The 18,273-nt window shown below is 70.2% G+C and carries 16 protein-coding genes; 2 read left to right on the plus strand and 14 right to left on the minus strand.

Annotated features, from left to right (window positions below):
* Nucleotides 1-196 precede the first annotated feature (196 nt).
* From ACRSBM_RS29695 to ACRSBM_RS29705, 3 genes are read right to left on the minus strand one after another with little or no spacing between them, the layout of a single operon-like run.
* Nucleotides 197-1,330, minus strand: a complete 1,134-nt coding sequence (locus tag ACRSBM_RS29695) for an AAA family ATPase (protein ID WP_434448291.1) — start codon at nt 1,328-1,330, stop codon at nt 197-199.
* On the minus strand, nt 1,323-2,090 hold the full coding sequence (locus ACRSBM_RS29700) for an RNA ligase family protein (protein WP_434448292.1): 768 nt from the start codon (nt 2,088-2,090) through the stop codon (nt 1,323-1,325). The genes ACRSBM_RS29695 and ACRSBM_RS29700 overlap by 8 nt, the downstream gene beginning before the upstream one ends.
* Nucleotides 2,091-2,132: 42 nt before the next feature.
* Nucleotides 2,133-2,897 (minus strand): hypothetical protein, encoded by a 765-nt coding sequence (locus ACRSBM_RS29705; RefSeq protein WP_434448294.1) that lies wholly within the window; start codon nt 2,895-2,897, stop codon nt 2,133-2,135.
* A gap of 186 nt (nt 2,898-3,083) precedes the next feature.
* On the opposite strand from ACRSBM_RS29705, the gene ACRSBM_RS29710 reads away from it, so the two are divergent.
* Nucleotides 3,084-3,887 (plus strand): S1 family peptidase, encoded by an 804-nt coding sequence (locus ACRSBM_RS29710; protein ID WP_434448296.1) that lies wholly within the window; start codon nt 3,084-3,086, stop codon nt 3,885-3,887.
* 54 nt (nt 3,888-3,941) lie between these two features.
* Here the strand turns inward: ACRSBM_RS29710 and ACRSBM_RS29715 are convergent, their stop codons facing one another.
* The 7 genes from ACRSBM_RS29715 to ACRSBM_RS29745 form a co-directional block, all read right to left on the minus strand.
* A complete protein-coding gene (locus ACRSBM_RS29715; protein WP_434448298.1) occupies nt 3,942-4,742 on the minus strand; it encodes an alpha/beta fold hydrolase in 801 nt (266 codons plus the stop codon).
* Between the two features lie 107 nt (nt 4,743-4,849).
* Nucleotides 4,850-5,305, minus strand: a complete 456-nt coding sequence (locus tag ACRSBM_RS29720) for a MarR family winged helix-turn-helix transcriptional regulator (protein WP_434448299.1) — start codon at nt 5,303-5,305, stop codon at nt 4,850-4,852.
* Between the two features lie 357 nt (nt 5,306-5,662).
* The gene (locus tag ACRSBM_RS29725) at nt 5,663-6,169 is read right to left on the minus strand and encodes a regulatory protein RecX (protein ID WP_434448301.1); all 507 of its coding nucleotides are present in this window, start codon (nt 6,167-6,169) and stop codon (nt 5,663-5,665) included.
* A 13-nt stretch (nt 6,170-6,182) separates the two neighbouring features.
* The gene (recA, locus tag ACRSBM_RS29730) at nt 6,183-7,229 is read right to left on the minus strand and encodes a recombinase RecA (protein ID WP_434448303.1); all 1,047 of its coding nucleotides are present in this window, start codon (nt 7,227-7,229) and stop codon (nt 6,183-6,185) included.
* A 147-nt stretch (nt 7,230-7,376) separates the two neighbouring features.
* Nucleotides 7,377-7,571, minus strand: a complete 195-nt coding sequence (locus ACRSBM_RS29735) for a DUF3046 domain-containing protein (RefSeq protein WP_434448305.1) — start codon at nt 7,569-7,571, stop codon at nt 7,377-7,379.
* Between the two features lie 9 nt (nt 7,572-7,580).
* On the minus strand, nt 7,581-8,837 hold the full coding sequence (locus ACRSBM_RS29740; RefSeq protein ID WP_434448307.1) for an MFS transporter: 1,257 nt from the start codon (nt 8,835-8,837) through the stop codon (nt 7,581-7,583).
* 52 nt (nt 8,838-8,889) lie between these two features.
* Nucleotides 8,890-10,770: an Hsp70 family protein gene (locus ACRSBM_RS29745; RefSeq protein ID WP_434448309.1), complete on the minus strand. Its 1,881-nt coding sequence runs from the start codon at nt 10,768-10,770 to the stop codon at nt 8,890-8,892.
* 110 nt (nt 10,771-10,880) lie between these two features.
* Between ACRSBM_RS29745 and ACRSBM_RS29750 the strand changes: the two genes are divergently transcribed.
* Complete coding sequence (locus ACRSBM_RS29750) at nt 10,881-15,425, plus strand: ATP-dependent helicase (protein ID WP_434448311.1); 4,545 nt, start codon at nt 10,881-10,883, stop codon at nt 15,423-15,425.
* A gap of 4 nt (nt 15,426-15,429) precedes the next feature.
* Here the strand turns inward: ACRSBM_RS29750 and ACRSBM_RS29755 are convergent, their stop codons facing one another.
* The 4 genes from ACRSBM_RS29755 to ACRSBM_RS29770 form a co-directional block, all read right to left on the minus strand.
* Entirely contained in the window at nt 15,430-16,416 is a 987-nt protein-coding gene (locus ACRSBM_RS29755; RefSeq protein WP_434448313.1) for a 1-aminocyclopropane-1-carboxylate deaminase, read from the minus strand.
* A complete protein-coding gene (locus ACRSBM_RS29760) occupies nt 16,413-17,042 on the minus strand; it encodes a GntR family transcriptional regulator (RefSeq protein ID WP_434448315.1) in 630 nt (209 codons plus the stop codon). The genes ACRSBM_RS29755 and ACRSBM_RS29760 overlap by 4 nt, the downstream gene beginning before the upstream one ends.
* Before the next feature lie 107 nt (nt 17,043-17,149).
* The gene (locus ACRSBM_RS29765) at nt 17,150-17,713 is read right to left on the minus strand and encodes a GNAT family N-acetyltransferase (protein WP_434448317.1); all 564 of its coding nucleotides are present in this window, start codon (nt 17,711-17,713) and stop codon (nt 17,150-17,152) included.
* On the minus strand, nt 17,710-18,198 hold the full coding sequence (locus tag ACRSBM_RS29770; RefSeq protein ID WP_434448319.1) for a YbaK/EbsC family protein: 489 nt from the start codon (nt 18,196-18,198) through the stop codon (nt 17,710-17,712). The genes ACRSBM_RS29765 and ACRSBM_RS29770 overlap by 4 nt, the downstream gene beginning before the upstream one ends.
* Between the last annotated feature and the right edge of the window lie 75 nt (nt 18,199-18,273).

Raw genomic sequence — 18,273 nt, forward strand, 5'->3', positions numbered from 1 at the left:
CGCCCATCGAACACGCGCCGCCAGCCCTTAGCAACGACTTGTTTGCGGACGAAGTCCAAAAAGTCATTGCTAAGGGCCAGGTCAGGCGCTTTCTGGGTTGACATAACGGGCGTGCGCGCGTGATCCGGCCGCGTCGGAGTGGAACGGTGTGAGAAGCGCGAGAACTGATATATGGATCTTGGGGGCGTCCGCAGACCTACGTGCGGGGCGCGGCCGGTGCGGTGTCCACCAGTTCCACGACGTGCGCCTCGGTCGGGTCGACCGCCTCCCACTTGCCGACGAGCCGGTCGATCACGGCGGCCGGCACCGGTTCCGGGCGGGCGCGGTTGCGAGCGTGGATGACGTTCTTCGGCGCTTCGAGTCCAATCAGGGTGACGCGTGCGCGGTAGTCCGCGGCGAGTCCGATGCAACGCTCGCGCATCTGCTGGGAGATGTTGGTCGCGTTCCAGACGAACCGCTCCCCCGCGCGCAGCAGCGTCCGGGCCTCGTCGAACGCGGCGGCGGCCACCGCGCGTTGATCGCCGTCGGGCGCCATGCCGAGGCGGGAGCGCACGGCGTCGAGGCTCACCACCTTCCAGCCCGGCCGGTGCGTGGCGATCCAGTGGTCCTTGCCGACGCCGGGCAGGCCGGACAGCACCGTCACCTCGACGCGTGTGTCGTCGTAGGCGGCGTAGTCCGGGTCGCGGCCTGGCGTGCGGAAGTACTGGAACCTCGCGTGATCGGACGGGAAGGAGCGTGGCCGGTCCAGGCAGTCGCGTTCGCGGCAGTACTCCTCGAACAGCGCGATGTTCTCCAGCACCTGCCCGGCGTCGCCGCAGATCCGGCCGAGGATGTCGGCGCGGGCGAGTGTCGCCAGGTCGTCGTTGCGGGCGAGCAGGCTCACCCGGAACGCGATGCGGTCGAGATCAGGCCGCTCCAGTGCCCAGAACGGCACCTGGTGATGGCGCACCAGCGCGGCGACGTGCTCGCGCCAGGCGATCGGGCGGCCCATCTCCCACAGCACCTTGCGCGCCAGCAGGTCTCCGGCGCGTGAGTGGCCGTGTGCGGTGATGCGGCCGTCTTCGATCTGCGTGCGGAACGGCTTCGCGGAGTCATGCAGCAGCACGGTCGCGAACAACTGCACTCGGTCCGGCTCTGGACGCGCGCGCCACTCGGGCAACGAGACAAGAGCCTCGCACGCCATCCGGGTGTGCGTGGCGACATCGCCTTCCGCGTGGTGCACCGGGTCCTGTCGCACGCCCTCCATGGCGCGCACCCACGGGAACGCCGAGCGCACGGCGTCCCAGTCGAGAGTCCACTCCGGACCGGTCGGGCAGAGTCGCTCAAACACGGGCCACCACCCGGTTCGGCAGGATCGGGCGGTCCTGCCAGTGGCTGCCCGAGTCGAGCACGGCCGTGAGGAACGTCGGCCGTACCCACTTGTAGCGTTCGACCGTGCGCCCGTCCTCCTCCACCTTGATGTAGAGGCCCTCCATGTCGTCGTCCGAATCTGTTTCCGCGACAACGACTTCCGGGTCCTGGCCGGCCGCACGTGCCGCGTCGACGAGCGCGTCGCGCCATCTCGGAGTGCGGCACGTGGACGGGCCGAGCAGCGCGGTCAGGTCCTTCAGCCTCCGCAACGGTCCCTCGTGCAGCACGGGCACGGACACCACCGGTGTACCGGCGAGCACCCGGCGGCGTTCCGGTGTGGACAGGAACTCCCCTGACGAGCGGTCGAGCAGGTCGAACTCGCAGAAGTGGTGCGGCAGCGCGTCGTAGAACACGGTGTGCTTGGCATAAAGCCATTCCCCGTAGAGCACGTACCGCGTGCCGAGCCTGTCCCACAGCACGCCCAGGTGCGTCGCGGCCCACGCTTTCAGCGGCGCGAACTGCCGTTCACGCGGCCCGCCCGCCAGGAAATGGCCGCGTGACTGCAACTTCACCGCACCGGCGGAGTCGAAGCTGATGCCCGCGTTGGCGCCGTCGAGCTTCTCCTCGACGACGAGGTGCCGCCCCGCGATCGCGCGGAACGGCACCTGGTCGAGGTCCTCGTCGCCCGGTTGCAGGCGCGAGCCCTCCAGGTGGGGCGTTCGCGGGTACTTGCGCAACATGCCCCGATTTGTATCCCGTCCGCGCGCCCGCAGGCGAACGGTTTACACCTGGCCGATGAACGCCGCCTTGTCGGAGTTGAAGGTCGGCTCGAACACGAGCTGCATCTCGCCGGGCTGCGCGGCGACCGAGTACACGACGTGGAACGTGTAGGCCTTGCCCGGCAGCACCGTCGCCGAGTCGAACGTGCTGTCGCATCCGCCGCTGCTGTCGAACACCATGTCGGCCTTCTGCCCGTTGAACTGCGCGTCGGCGCCGACCGACAACAGCGCGGTCTCGAACGCGGCACTGGTCCCGTTGGTGATGGTGATCTCGAACTTCACCGCGCGGGCGATGTTCGGCGGCAGCGCGTACTGGCCGGGCGTGCAGGCGACCGGCGCGGCGACGTCGACCGAGAGGCCGTTCGCCCACGTGTGCCGCTTGCCCCAGGTCGGAGTCTCGGTGACCGCGGCCTGTCCGGCGGTCTCACCGGCGACGCCGGCCTGGCCCTGGTTCACGCCGCCGTCGAGGATCTTGTCGAGTTCCTCGACCGCGGCCTGCTGCGCCACCACGGTGAAGACGATCGCGAGGACACAAAGGACGATGCCCACGCTCGCCAGGATCTTGCGGGTGCCGAACAGCGCGATGAAGCCGAGCACGACACCGACGAACGCGGCGATGGCGGTGAGGTTGTTGAGGAAGATCACCCACGAGCAGACGACACCGACGATCCCGAGGATCACCGCGGTCCACGCCAGCGCACCGAATCTTGCGGGCTTGTGCGGCGCGACCTGAGGCTGGGCGTAGACGGGCGGCGTCGGGTAGGTCATGAAGGCTCCTGGCGGTTGCGATGTGTGACCACGACGTCGATCGGTCCGCTTAACCCGTTAGCCCGCCTCCGGCAGCGCCACTCGATCGAGTTATCAACGGCCTGTCAGCCGACTTCCGTCGGTAGCGAACCGGATACGATCCGTACAGGCTTGGCTTGGATGCCATCCTCGAAAGGAACCCTGTACATGGCACGACGACTCGTCGGAACCCTGCTCGCGGCGATCGCCGCACTCGGCGTGACGACGGCACCCGCGCAGGCCGCCGTCGACTTCACCGGGATCGTGGCACTCAGCAACTGCTCCGGCTCGCTGGTCCGCCTGCCCGGGTCAGGCCCTGCGGACAAGGCTCTCGTGCTCACGAACGGGCACTGCGTCGAACTCATGAAGCCCGGCCAGGTGATCGTCGACCGGTCGGTGTCGCGCAGTTTCAGCCTGCTCGACGGCGCCGGGGCCAAGATCGCGTCCCTGACGGGCACGAAGCTCGTCTACGCGACGATGACCGGCACCGACGCCGCGCTCTACCAGCTCAGCAAGACGTACCAGGAGATCCAGCAGCAGTACGGCAGCCGGGCGCTGGAGCTGTCGGCTTCACGCCCCGCCGCCAAGACGGAGATCCGGGTCGTCTCCGGCTACTGGAAGCGGATCTACTCCTGCCAGATCGACGACTTCGTCCACCAGGTCAGGGAAGCCGACTGGACCTGGAGCGACTCGCTGCGCTACACGCCGTCCTGCAACACCATCGGCGGCACCTCGGGCTCGCCGATCATCGACAACGCGAGCGGCAAGGTCGTCGGCGTCAACAACACCGGCAACGAGAGCGGCGGCCGCTGCACGATGAACAACCCGTGCGAGGTCGACGCCACCGGCAAGATCACCGTGCGCAAGGGCACCAACTACGGCCAGCAGACGTTCGGCTTCGTCTCCTGTTTCGGCCCCGGCACGACGCTCGACCTGTCGCTGCCCGGCTGCAACGTCGCGAAACCCCAGTAGGACGCGAGCAAGCCGGGACGCCCCTGCCCGCGTCCCGGCTTGCTCGTTCCCCGTTTACCGTGCGGCGCGCACGATCAGGTCGGCCACGGTCTCCGGCTGCGACACCGCCACCGAGTGCGAGGCGCCACGAACCTCGACGACCGCACGGGCGTGGGCGCGCTCGGCCATCCACTTCTGCGCGGCGATCGGGATGTTCTTGTCCTTGCTCGCCACCACGAAGTACGACGGGATGGTGTGCCACGCGGGGTCGCCGGCCTTCTCGGTCAGCGCCGTGTCGTTGACCGGCCGCTGCGTCGCCGCCGCCAGGGTGGCGTCCTTGCGGGACACGTCGGCCGCGAACTGCTGCCAGTACTTGTCCTGCTGGATCACCAGGTCCTTGCTGCCGTCACCGATGTCGATGGTCGACAGCGTGTCGCCGAGGGTGCTGCCGGGGAACTTGTTCGACAGCTCAAGGGCGCTCTCGCCCTTCTCCGGCGCGAACGCCGCGACGTAGACGAGCGACTTCACGTTCGGATTGCCGAGCGCCGCCTGAGACTGGACCATGCCGCCGTAGGAGTGTCCGGCGAGGACGATCGGCCCCTCGATCGAGGCGAGCACCTTGCGCAGGTACTCCGCGTCACCGGTGAGCGACCGCAGCGGGTTCGCCACCGCCACGACCGGGAACCCCTTGCGCTGCAGGCGTTCCACGACGCCGTTCCAACTGGACGCGTCCGCGAACGCACCGTGCACCAGCACGACCGTCGGCTTCTTCGTGCCCTGCTTCTCGGCGGTCTCCGAGGCACCGGCACCGGACGGAACAACGGCAGCCAGCGCCAGCAGGGTCCCAAGAACGGCGAACACCTTACGAACTCGCATTGCTCTCTCACTCTCGTCAGGCACCGGATGGTGGTGCATCGCGCTCGATTAGATCGAACACGATGTAAGTTACCCGACGAGTTACCTCGTGCGCGATGTGTTTCAGCTCACTGGCGTTCGGCGCCGAGCTTCACTCGCTGCAGTGCCTTGCGGAGGATGGCGATCTCCTCGGCGGTCATGCCGAGCGCGTTGCCGAGCTGGCTGAACATCTCGGCGCCGATCCACCGCAGTTCACGGCCCTTGTCGGTGAGCTGGACGAGCACCGAACGCTCATCGTCGGGGTGCGTGACGCGAACCAGCAGTCCGCTCTTCTCCAGCCGCTTGATCAACGGCGAGAGCGTGCTGTACTCCAGGTCGAGTTCTTTCACGAGCTCCCGGATCGGCCGCGAGTCCCGCTCCCACAGCAGCAGCATCACCAGGAACTGCGGGTAGGTGATGCCCGCCTTGTCCAGGATCGGGCGGTAGAAGCCGGTGACCGCTCGCGACGTCGTGTAGAGGTCGAAGCAGAGCAGGTCGGAGACCGTGGGAGTCACGGCGGACGGCGCTTCGGGAGTAGTGCTCACGCTTTCAGGCTACTCGGGACCAACCGGACGAGCGGCGAGGTTGGCGGTGGAACAGGGGTGAAGCGGCAGCGAGAGGCTGCCGGGCAAGCAACCAGACTCGCCACAGAACAGCGGTGAAACGGCAGCAAGGGCTGTCGGGCGAGGACATGCGAGCCGGTGCGGTGAAGCAGGCGACGGGAGCGGTGCTGCGACAGATCACCGGCACAACGCCATCGCGAAGCCCTCCGCCGTCAGACACGATCACGAGGGCGTTCGCATGAGCTGCATGGCACTCCGCTGTGCCGCAGCCCATCACGACTGCCGCCACGCCGTGACCGCACCGGGGCGGTCAGGCCCCGATGGCACAGCTCAAGCTCGCTACCACGGCTCGTCCAGGGCCGAGGCCTCGTCGCCTGCGTTGCGCAGTTCGTCGCGCACCACCCGGTAGGCGAGGCCTTCCGCGTAACCCTTGCGCGCCAACGCACCCACGAGACGGCGGATCTTCGTCGTCTCGTCCACTCCGGACAGGGTGCGCAGCCGTTTGCGGACGAGTTCGCGGGCGCGCTCTTCCTCGGCCTCGCTGTCGACCGCGGCGACGGCCTCGGCCACCACCTCGTCGGCCACGCCCTTGCGGCGCAGTTCCATGGCCAGGGCACGGCGGCCCAGGCCGTTGTACGTGTGACGGGAACGCACCCACATCTCGGCGAACTGCGTGTCGTCGATCAGGCCGGCGCGGTCGAACTTGCCGAGGACGACCTCGGCGACGCCGGCGCTGATCCCCTTGCGCAGCAGGGCATCGTGCAGCTCCTGCCGGGAGCGGGCTCGAGCGGTGAGCAGCGCGTAGCAGATGTCCCGCGCTTTGCGCTGCTCCTCAGCCTCGTCCAAACCTCACTACCTCTTAGAACTCGACCGGCGCGGCGGGAGCCGCCTCTTCGGCGTCGAGGGTGGCACCGATGCCGAGCTTGTCCTTGATGCGCTTCTCGATCTCGTTCGCGATGTCCGGGTTGTCCAGCAGGAACTTGCGGGCGTTCTCCTTGCCCTGGCCCAGCTGGTCGCCCTCGTAGGTGTACCAGGCACCGGACTTGCGCAGGATGCCCTGGTCGACGCCCATGTCGATGAGCGAGCCCTCGCGGCTGATGCCCTTGCCGTAGAGGATGTCGAACTCGGCCTGCTTGAACGGCGGCGCGACCTTGTTCTTCACGACCTTGACCCTGGTGCGGTTGCCGACGGGCTCGCCGCCGTCCTTCAGGGTCTCGATGCGGCGCACGTCGAGACGCACGGAGGCGTAGAACTTCAGCGCCTTACCACCGGTCGTGGTCTCCGGGGAGCCGAACATCACGCCGATCTTCTCGCGCAGCTGGTTGATGAAGATCGCGGTCGTGTTGGACGCGCTGAGCGCACCCGTGATCTTGCGCAGCGCCTGGCTCATCAGGCGGGCCTGCAGACCGACGTGGTTGTCGCCCATCTCGCCCTCGATCTCGGCGCGCGGCACGAGGGCGGCGACCGAGTCGATGACCAGGATGTCGAGCGCGCCGGAGCGGACCAGCATGTCCGCGATCTCGAGCGCCTGCTCGCCGGTGTCGGGCTGCGACACCAGCAGCGCGTCGGTGTCGACGCCCAGCTTCTTCGCGTACTCCGGGTCGAGGGCGTGCTCCGCGTCGATGAACGCGGCGATGCCGCCGGCCTTCTGGGCGTTCGCGACGGCGTGCAGGGCGACGGTGGTCTTACCGGAGGACTCAGGACCGTAGATCTCGACGACGCGACCCCTCGGCAGACCACCGATGCCGAGCGCCACGTCCAGCGCGATCGCGCCGGTCGGGATCACCTCGATCGGGGCACGGCCCTCCTCGCCGAGGCGCATCACGGAGCCCTTGCCGAACTGCTTGTCGATCTGCGCCAGGGCCAGCTCGAGCGCTTTGTCCCGGTCGGGTGCTGCGGGTGCCATCTTGGGTCCACCTTTTGTCGTCTGCCGTTGCTTCGTCATGTTGGACCTGACGCTACTGGCGGGGTCTGACAATTCTGCGAAGCCGGGGGTCGGGGCCACTGTAGCCGAACACGTGTTCGAGCACACGTGACACTCCGAAGCACCTGCTCACCGGCGATTCGAAGGAACTTCGAAGGCCTCGCAGACCGCGATCCAGACCTCTTTGGCGCCGATTCCCGCCTCCAGCGCCTGGTCGGCGGTGCGGCCTCCCAGCGACGACAGCACGTGGTCGCGGGCGATCATCTCGGCCCTGACCTGGCCGAACTCCCCGGACATGAGCTTGCGGAACATGGTGATGCGCACCGGGAGACCCTAACGAACGGGCCTGCGCAGCGATGCGAAGAGGCACACGACGAGCAGCGGCAGCGCGGTGAACCCGACGATCAGTCCGAGCGCCGCGTACGACCAGGCCGTCACGACGATTCCGGACACCGCTCCCCCGATCGCGCCACCGACGTTCATCACCAGATCGGACAGCCCCTGCGCCGCGGGCCGGTCCTGCACCCGCACGGACTCCGTCAGCAACGCGGATCCCGCCACCAGGCCGGCCGACCAGCCGAACCCGAGCAGCGCCAGTCCCGCGGCGAGCTGCGGGGCGTCGTGCGAGGGCGCCATTCCGGCGACCGCGGACGCCGCGACCACCAGTGACGCGCCGATCGCGAGCACCGGCACGCGGCCCAGCCGGTCCGCCATCCACCCGAACAGCGGGCTCGCGGCGTACATCGCGGCGACGTGCAGGCTGATCACGACACCGACCACGCGCAACGACGACCCGGCATGGTTCATGTGCACCGGTGTCATCGACATCAGCCCGACCATCGCGGTGTGGCACAACATCACACCAACGAGTGCAAGTCGCGCCATAGGTCCGAGTGATCCCCAGATCTTCAACCCACCGGGAGTCGCGCTGGAACCACCTGCGCAGTGCGGAGATTCAACCGGTCGTGTGCTCTTCACGACGACCAGCGGGTCCGGCCGCAGCCCGAACTGGATCACCAGCACCGCGGCACCGAGCACGACGGCAGCCAGCAGGAACGGCCCCGCACCCACCGGCAGGCCCAGGAACGCGGCCGCCCGTCCGGCGGGATCGGCGAGGTTCGGGCCGATGATCGCGCCGATCATGGCCGCCCACACCACGCGGGAGAGCTCCCGCGCACGGCGGTGCGGGTGCGCCAGGTCCGTTGCGGCATAACGAGCCGCGTAGTTCGCGCTGGAAGCCCCTCCGAACAGGAGCAGGCCCACCAGCAGCAGCTGCCACAGACCGAGGCCCACGGCGACAGCGGCGATCAACGCGCCGAGCCCGCCCACGCCGTAGCCGAGGATCAGCGCGGGACGGCGCCCACTGCGCTGCGCGAGCCGGGCTCCTGGCAGGGCGAGCACCGCGGCACCGGCGACGGCCGCGGTCTGCGCGAGCCCGCCGACGGCCTCCGACCCGGACAGGGACGCGGCGATCAACGTGCTGAACGCGAGGCCGATCGTCACCGCCGCCGACCCGAGGACCTGGGTGCCGGTCAGCACGCGAACGACCTTGCGCTGCACGCGTTCGACCTGCGGCGCGGCGGTCACCATGATCACGATCGTGGCATGCCCCGGCGCGCGCCGACAGGTCCATCAGTGGCGGTTACTCACCCGGTTGCACGGACTTCTCGAAGAAGTCGGCCATCTCGTCCGGCTTGAGCTCGTCGGCGTTCTCCTCGGCGTTCTTGGTGAGGATGCCGAACATGGGACGGCCCTTGGCGGTGAACACCAGCACGCCGGTGCCGCTCGACGTGGCCACGCGGTAGTCGCCCTCCAGGCCGTTGCCGGTCCAGTCAGCCTCGACGCGGTCGGTCTGGAACGACTGCGCGATGGCGTCGGCGTTGTTCTCCGCGCCGGTGACGCTGTCGGTGAGGATGTACTGCACCGCGTAGCCGTCGCGGATCGTGCAGCTCACGACCGTGCCCTTGATCTCCTCCATGCCGGTGATCTGCGCGGAGTCGGCCTTCTCGCAGCCACCGCCGTCCGGCACCGTGCCCGCGAGCTGGCGCAGGCACTTCGTGAAGCCCTGGCCGTCCTGCGAGGTGTCGTCCTTGCACTCGTCCGCGCTGGGCAGGCTCGGGCCGGACAACGCGAAGACCGTGCCGATCACGCCCGCCACCACGAGGACCGCCGCGCCGGCGGCGATGAGGACCTTCTTGTTGTCCTTCTTCTTCGGGGCCTGCTGCTGCGGGAAGTTCATCGGGTAGTTGCCGCTGACGTTCGGGTTCACCTGATAGGTGCCGCTCGCCGAGTACGCGCCGCTCGGGTACGACCCGCTGGGGTACGACCCGCTGGGGTAGGAACCGCTCGGATACGACCCGCTCGGGTACGAGCCGCTGATCACCGGGTTCGGGCCGCTGACGTTCGGGTTCACCGGGTGCGGACCGGTCACGGCGGGGCTGACCGGCGCCGTCACGACCGTGGGCGGTTCGACGAACTTGGGCTTGTCGTCCTCGGCCTTGAGCGTGATCGTCGCCCGGTCCACGACCTGCGCTCCGGAGGCGACGATCGTCTCCGGGTGGTCGGGGTTGGTCGGGACGATGCCGACCTTCTCCGCGATGGTCTGCGCGACCAGCGGCATCCGGCAGGAGCCGCCGACGAGGTAGACGTGCTCGGGCGTGACGCCCGCCTTGCGGACCGTGGAGATGAGGACCTCGGTGCTGCGGATCAGGCTCGACCTGACCAGTGCCTCCAGCTCGGCGCGCGTGATGACGACCTTCTCGAACGGCTCCGGCATCAGCACCTCGACCTGCTGCAGCTCGGAGAGGTCCTCCTTCGCCAGGCGGAGCTCCTCGCGCAGGCCGAGGCGGGCGCGGTGGTCGTCCACGGTGGTGGGGCGCAGCAGCCGCTGCCAGCCGGCCGGATCCTTGTGCGAGACCATGCGGCCGATGTGCTCCAGCAGCGCCTGGTCGATGTCGAGGCCACCGACGTCGCTGAGGCTGCCGTCGGCGAGGATGCGGTGCTCGGAGTCGAGCACGGAGACGTCGAAGGTGTCGGCGCCGAAGTCATAGACCGCCAGTGGGCGGCCGCCGCCGAGCGCGGCCACCGCGATGGCCTCCGGTACCGGCACGAGCTCACCGGTCATGCCCGCGAGCCTGGCGGAGGACAGCAGCCTGTTGCGCCTGCTCGGGCCCCATTCGGCCGGGTGCGTCAGGCGGATCTCGTCGAGCTCCGCGCCCATGAGCAGGGGCCCTACGGCCTCCATGACGCGCGCGTAGATGGCCGCGAGAGCGTCGTTGACCGGCAGGTTCTGCTCGCCGAGCTTGATCGTCGCCTTGTCGATGTGGCGCTTGGGGTTCGGCTCGTAGCGCGACGGGTCCTGGCGCGACCGCCGCTCCGCTTCTCTGCCGACGCGCAGGGTGCCGTCCTCGTCGAGGTAGACGGACGAGGGCATCGTTGGGCCCCCGTCCACATCCACGACACCATGGCCGGACAGCACCGCAACCGTGTTGGCGGTGCCCAGGTCGACGGACAGGACGCGCACCGTGCTCCCCTCGAAGGACGTACTCCGGTGATCGTGCCACAGGGGCCTTCGCCGGGTGCTCGGACCTGCGTAATCAGAAATTGTCAGACCCCGGCGCCATGATGTTCTCCATGGACGTGATGGAGGCATTCTCACCGGCGACCAGGCAGTGGTTCGCCGGCGCCTTCGCCGCGCCTACCCAGGCGCAGACGGGTGCGTGGGCGGCCGCGGCGGCGGGCGAGCACGCGCTGGTCATCGCCCCGACGGGCTCGGGCAAGACGCTGGCCGCCTTCCTGTGGGCACTGGACCGGCTGGCTTCCTCTCCCGTGCCCGCGGAGCCGAAACGGCGCTGCCGGGTGCTGTACGTGTCGCCGTTGAAGGCGCTGGCGGTCGACGTCGAACGAAACCTGCGCGCTCCCTTGGCCGGTATCCGGCAGGCCGCGCACCGGCTGGGTGTGACCGAGCCGTCGATCACGGTCGGCATGAGGACCGGTGACACGTCCGCCGAGGAGCGGCGCCTGTTCGGCCGCACCCCGCCGGACGTGCTGGTGACGACGCCGGAGTCGTTGTTCCTGCTGCTCACGTCGTCGGCGCGCGAGTCGCTGCGCGGCGTGGAGACGGTGATCGTCGACGAGGTGCACGCCGTGGCGGGCACCAAACGCGGCGGGCACCTGGCGTTGTCACTCGAACGGCTGGACGCGCTGCTCGAACGGCCTGCGCAGCGGATCGGGCTGTCGGCGACGGTGCGGCCGGTCGAGGAGATCAGCGCGTTCCTCGCGGGCGGGCGGCCGGTGTCGGTGGTGCAGCCGAAGACCCCCAAGACCATCCAGGTCGAGGTGGAGGTGCCGGTCGAGGACATGTCGGTGCTCGGCCAGCCGACGGGTGAGGTGTCGGGGTCGGCCGCCGGAGCCGAGCAGCGCACCTCCATCTGGCCCTCGGTCGAGGCACGGGTGCTCGAACTGGTGCGGGCGCACCGGTCGACGATCGTCTTCGCGAACTCGCGGCGGCTCGCGGAACGGCTGACCGCGCGCCTCAACGAGCTCGCGGACGAGGCGGCCGAGCTGGAGTCCTTCCCTGCCGAGGCGATCGGTCAGTCGGGTCTGACGGTGCAGAAGACCGCGTCCGTGGCCCGTGCGCACCACGGGTCGATGTCGCGTGAGCAGCGCACGACCGTGGAAGAGGACCTGAAGTCGGGGCGGCTGCCGTGCGTGGTGGCGACGTCGTCGCTGGAGCTCGGCATCGACATGGGCGCGGTCGACCTGGTGGTGCAGGTGGAGGCGCCGCCGTCGGTCGCGTCCGGGCTGCAGCGCGTCGGCCGCGCGGGGCACCAGGTGGGCGCGGTGTCGCGGGGCGTGATGTTCCCGAAGTTCCGCGGCGACCTGGTGTCGTGCGCGGTGGTGGCGGAACGGATGCAGAACGGCTCGATCGAGGCGGTGAGGTTCCCGCGCAACCCGCTGGACGTCCTGGCGCAGCACATCGTCGCGATGGTGGCGATGGAGACGTGGACGGTCGAGGACATGACGGCGCTGGTGCGGCGGGCGGCGCCGTTCGCCGGGCTGCCGGACTCGGCGCTGCACGCGGTGCTGGACATGCTGTCCGGCCGGTACCCGTCCGAGGAGTTCGGCGAGCTGCGGCCGCGGATCACGTGGGACCGGGTGAACTCCGAGCTGCGCGGCAGGCCGGGTTCCCAGCGGCTGGCGGTCACGTCCGGCGGCACGATCCCCGACCGCGGGCTGTTCGCGGTCATGACACCGCCGTCCGAGAACGGTCCTGGCTCCCGCGTCGGCGAGCTCGACGAGGAGATGGTCTACGAGTCGCGGGTCGGCGACACGTTCCTGCTGGGCACCTCGTCGTGGCGGGTCGAGGACATCACGCACGACCGGGTGATCGTGGTGCCCGCGCCGGGGCAGCCCGCGCGGATGCCGTTCTGGAAGGGCGACGCTCCGGGCCGTCCGCTGGAACTCGGCCGCGCGATGGGCAGGTTCCTGCGCGAGATGTCCACAATGGAGGATTCGGCCGCTCGCGAGCGGGCCGCGTCCGCCGGGCTGGACGCGTGGGCGACGGACAACCTGCTCGCGTACCTGGGCGAGCAGCGGGAGGCCACTCGGCACGTCCCGAACGACAGGACCGTTCTGGTGGAACGGTTCCGCGACGAGCTGGGCGACTGGCGGCTCGTCGTGCACTCCCCGTTCGGCGCCCAGGTCAACGCGCCGTGGGCGTTGGCGATCGCCGCGCGGCTGCGCGAACGCCGCGGCGTCGAGGTGCAGGCCGCGCACTCCGACGACGGCATCGTGCTACGCCTGCCGGACGCGCTCGACCACGAGGGCCTCGAGGTGACGGCGAGCGCCGAGGACGTGCTGCTCGATCCGGACGAGGTCGAGCAGATCGTGGTCGCGGAGGTGGGCGGCTCGGCCTTGTTCGCGGCCCGGTTCCGCGAGTGCGCCGCCCGTTCCCTGCTGCTTCCCCGCCGTGACCCGAAACGCCGCACCCCGTTGTGGCAGCAGCGCCAGCGTTCGGCGCAGCTGCTGTCGGTGGCGGCGAAGTACGAGAGCTTCCCGGTGGTCCTGGAAGCGATGCGCGAGTGCCTGCAGGACGTCTACGACGTGCCGGGTCTGCGGGAGCTGATGTCGGACGTCCGCGCGCGCAAGGTGCGCGTGGTCGAGGTCGAGACCCCGTCACCGTCGCCGTTCGCCCGCAGCCTGCTCTTCGGCTACGTGGGCATGTTCCTCTACGAGGCGGACACCCCGCTGGCGGAACGCCGTGCGGCGGCACTGTCGCTCGACTCGACGCTGCTCGCGGAGCTGCTCGGTTCGGAGGCGATCCGCGAGCTGCTCGACCCGGAGGTCATGGCCGAGGTCGAGCGCAGCCTGCAACGCCTGTCGGAGGACCGCCGGCCGCGGCACGCGGAGGACACCGCGGACCTGTTGCGGTTCCTGGGAGATCTCTCCGACGCGGAGGCCCTCGAACGGGGCGTGCCGCGCGAGTGGCTGGACGAGCTGGTGGCGCAGCGCCGGGCGATCCGGGTGCGCATCGCCGGTGAGGAACGCACGATCGCGATCGAGGACGCGGGCAGGGTCCGCGACGCGCTCGGTGTCGCGCTTCCGGTCGGCGTGCCGGAGGCCTTCACCGAACCGGTGGCGGATCCGCTGGGCGACCTGCTGAGCCGCTACGCCCGCACCCACGGGCCGTTCCCCGCGGCGGAACCGGCCACCCGGTTCGGCCTCGGTGTGGCCGTGGTGACGGGTGTGCTGGAACGCATGGCCGCCACGGGCCGGCTGGTCCGCGGTGAGCTCCGCCCCGGTGGCACGCACACCGAGTACTGCGACGCGGACGTGCTGCGCCGCCTGCGCCGGGCCTCGCTGGCCCGGTTGCGGTCGGAGGTGGAGCCGGTCGAACCCGCGGCGCTGGGCCGGTTCCTGCCGCAGTGGCACGGCCTCGGTCGCCGGCTGCGTTCGGCGCCCACGGTCGACGACGTGTTCTCGGTGGTGGAACAGCTCGCCGGGGCGCCACTTCCCGCCAGCGCCCTGGAATCCCTGCTGTTGCCGTCCCGGCTTCCTGGCTACTACCCGGCGTTGCTGGACGAGCTGACCGCGTCCGGCGAGGTGACGTGGACCGGGTGCGGCGCGCTGGCCGGTGGCGACGGCTGGATCGCGCTCGCCCCCGCCGACGTGGCCGATCTGCTGCTGCCCGACCTGGTGCCGGAGTCGATCCCGGAGTCACCGCTGCACACCGCGGTGCTGGAGGCGCTGTCCGGCGGGGCGCTGTTCTTCCGCCAGGTGGCCGACCGGGCCTCGCTGTCCGTGACGTGCACGGATGCCGAGGTCGTCGGCACGCTGTGGGACCTGGTGTGGGCGGGCCTGATCACGAACGACACGTTGTCGCCACTGCGCGCACTGGTGTCCGGTGGCGGCGCGGCGCACAAACCCCGCCGGGCCGCGCCGCGAGGCCGGTACGCCCGGTTGCGCGCGGCTCGTCCCGACCTGCCGTCCCGCACGGGGCCGCCGACCGCCGCCGGTCGCTGGTCGCTGGCGGTACGGCCGGCCGAGGACCCGACCCGCCGGGCGCACGCTCGCGCCGAGGCCTTCCTGGAGCGCCACGGCGTGCTGACCCGCGGCGCCCTGGACACCGAGCGCGTGACGGGTGGGTTCAGCGGCGTCTACAAGGTGCTGCGGGCGATGGAGGAGTCGGGCCAGGTCATCCGCGGTTACGTCGTCGAGGGGCTGGGCGCCGCCCAGTTCGCGGCGCGAGGTGCGGTGGACCGGCTGAGGGCGTTGTCGCGTCCTCCCGGCCAGCCCTCGCAGGCCGACCAGGCCGCGGTGGTGCTCGCCGCGGCGGATCCAGCCCAGCCGTACGGGGCCGCTCTGGCGTGGCCGGACCCGTTGGGCGAGGGCAAACACCGGCCGGCCCGCAAAGCCGGTGCGCTGGCGGTGCTGGTCGACGGCACCCCGGCGCTCTACGTCGAGAGAGGAGGTAGATCGCTGCTGTCGTTCACCGACGACGACCCGACCCTGCGCACCGCCGCGAACGCCCTGAGCAGGGCTGTCCGCGACGGTTGGCTGGGCCAGCTGGCGGTGCAGCGAGCCGATGGCGAGGTCGCGCTGACCTCGCACCTGGCGACGGTCCTGCAGGAAGCCGGTTTCCGTGCCACTCCGAAGGGTCTGCGCCTGCGGGCGTGACCCGCTATTCGGCGAACAGGGAGCTGTAGGCGTTCAGCGCCGGCTGGCCGCCGAGGTGGGCGTAGAGGACGGTGGAGTCGCGGGCGATCTCGCCGGACGACACCAGGTGGATGAGGCCTGCCAGGGACTTCCCCTCGTAGACCGGGTCGGTGATCATGCCTTCCAGGCTCGCGCCCAGGCGCATGGCGTCCACTGTGGCCTCGTCGGCGATGCCGTAGGTGCCGGCGTGGAAGCGGTCGTCGAGGAGGATGTCCTCTTCGGACACCGTGACCTCGCGGAGCTTCGCGGTGTTGTGCGCGATGCGGGTGATCTGGTCGAGGGTCTCGGCCGGCTTGGCGGAGGCGTCGATGCCCAGCACGCGGCGGCGGGTGTCGTTCGCGAACCCGGCGACCATGCCGGCCTGGGTGCTGCCGGTGACCGAGCAGACGACGATGGTGTCGAAGAAGACGCCGAGCTGGGCTTCCTGCTCGCGTACCTCGTCGGCCCAGTTCGCGAAGCCCATGCCGCCCAGCGGGTGGTCGGAGGCTCCGGCGGGGATCGGGTACGGCTTGCCGCCGGACGCGCGGACATCCTCGATGGCCTGTTCCCAGGCGGGTTTGACGCCGATGCCGAACTCGGCGTTCACCAGGCGGACGTCGGCTCCCATCATGCGGCTGAGCAGGATGTTGCCCACCCGGTCGCTGCCCACGTCCGACCAGTCGACCCAGCTCTCCTGCACCAGCACGGCCTTCAGGCCCGCGCGCGCCGCCGCCGCGGCGACCTGGCGGGTGTGGTTGGACTGGATGCCGCCGATCGACACGAGGGTGTCGCAGCCGGTGGCCAGCGCGTCGGCGACGAGGTACTCGAGCTTGCGGGTCTTGTTGCCGCCGTAGGCGAGACCGGAGTTGCAGTCCTCGCGCTTCGCCCAGACCTCGGCGCCGCCGAGGTGGGTCGTGAGGCGGTCCAGGCGGTGGACCGGCGAGGGACCGAAGAGCAGCGGGAATCTGTTCACAGTTCGTCCTTCAGCGTGTTCCAGTTCTCGTCGACCAGGGTCGTGGCCGCCCGGTGGTCGCCCTGCTCGCACGCCTCGATGATCTGCTGGTGCTGCGTCACGGAATGACGTGCGTTCGGCGAGGAGAAGCGGCTGTGCTCGATCCTGCGGACCAGCGGGGTGTAGCGGGCGATGGTCGCGGTGATCGCGAAGTTGTCGCAGCGGCGGACGGCCACGTCGTGGAACTCGTCGTCGGCGGCCAGTGCCGCGACGGCGTCGTTGGCGTCGAGCGCCTTCTTGAAGGCCTTGTTCGCGGCGCGCATGGCGGCGATGTCGTCGGCCGTCATCCTCGGCACCGCCAAGCCGATGGCGAGGGCGTGCATCGACTGCACGACGATGAGGGCGTCGAGCACCGGTTCGGCTTCCAGCGCGGTGACACGGGTGTACGCGTGCGGCTTGGTCTCGACCAGGCCCTCGTCGGTCAGCGTGGCGAGCGCCTCGCGCACCGGGGTGCGGGACAGGCCGAGCCTCTCCGCCAGCTCGATGTCCTTGATGGCCGTGCCCGGTTCCAGGTCGCCGCGCACGATCGCCGATCGGATCTCGGCCGCCGCCCGCTCCTTCAGTGACCCATATCCAATATATTGCATATTGGCGAGCGTAGGGCCGAGGTCCGGTGATCGCAACAGCAAGAACCCCGGGTCTTCGTGCGACTCGGGGTTCGGTGTTCTGGGCTTCTGTTCGGTGTTCTGCGCTTCTAGGCGAGGGGCAGCACACGGCCGAGGACCGCGAACGGGCGCGGGTCGCCGGTGAACTGGTAGCGCCGCAGCACGTCGACGAAGCCGACACGGCGGTAGAGATTCCACGCCTTGCTCGGGCCTTCGGGTGTCGACAGCAGCACGCGGGAGGACGGCACGCCGTCCAGGAGCCGGCGCAACAGGTCCTGACCGAGGCCACGGCCCTGCGCACGCGGCAGGACGTGCAGCTCGGTCAGCTCGAAGTAGTCGGCGAGCCACTCGTCGACGACGGAGGGCGGCGAGACGGCCATCAGCCCGCGCCGCACCTGCTCGTGCCACCACTGGCCGGCCGCGCCGCGGTAGCCGTAGCCGATGCCGACGAGCTCGTCCTGCTCCCCCAGCGCGACGACGCACCGCCAGTCTTCGCGCATCATGTGCGCGAGCCACATCGGGGCGCGCTGCTCGACGGTGCCGGGCGGGTAGTTCATCGCGGTCACGTACAGCGCGAGCGCTTCGCCCAGCCGCACGTTCAGCTCCGCGGCCGTCATCTCGACGATGCGCTCCAGGCGCGGCGCGGCCGTCATGCCGACACCACCGCCACGCGTCCGCCGGTGAGTGCCACCAGCTCCGCGAAGGTCGTGGGGTAGACGGCGTGCGGATGACCGGCGGCCGCCCAGATCTCCTCGTAGCCGGACAGCGACTCGTCCACCAGGGTCTCGATCGGCGCCGGGTGCCCGACCGGCGAGACGCCGCCGATCACCTGGCCCGTGTGCTCGCGGACGAACTCCGGGTCGGCGCGCTTGACCGCGTCCGCCCCCACCAGTTCGGCCACGAGTGACGTGTCCGCGCGGTGTGCGCCCGAGGTCAGCACCAGCAGCGGGGCCGCCTCGCCGCCACGCACCGCGGCGAACACCAGGCTGTTCGCGATCGCGCCGACCTGCACACCCACTGCCTGCGCCGCGGCCGCCGCGGTCCGTACCGCGTCCGGCAGCACGACGATGCGTTCGGCGGTGGCGGGAGGCAGGGCTTCCGCCACCTTGCGGATTCCGGGGTGTTCGAGCGCACTCACGTCACCATCAGACCACGACTCGGGCCCACGTGGTGGGGCGGGTTGAGGAATCCATCGGCCGGGAGCTACGCTGAA

Source organism: Lentzea xerophila, from assembly GCF_051094245.1.
Lineage (GTDB): Bacteria > Actinomycetota > Actinomycetes > Mycobacteriales > Pseudonocardiaceae > Lentzea > Lentzea xerophila.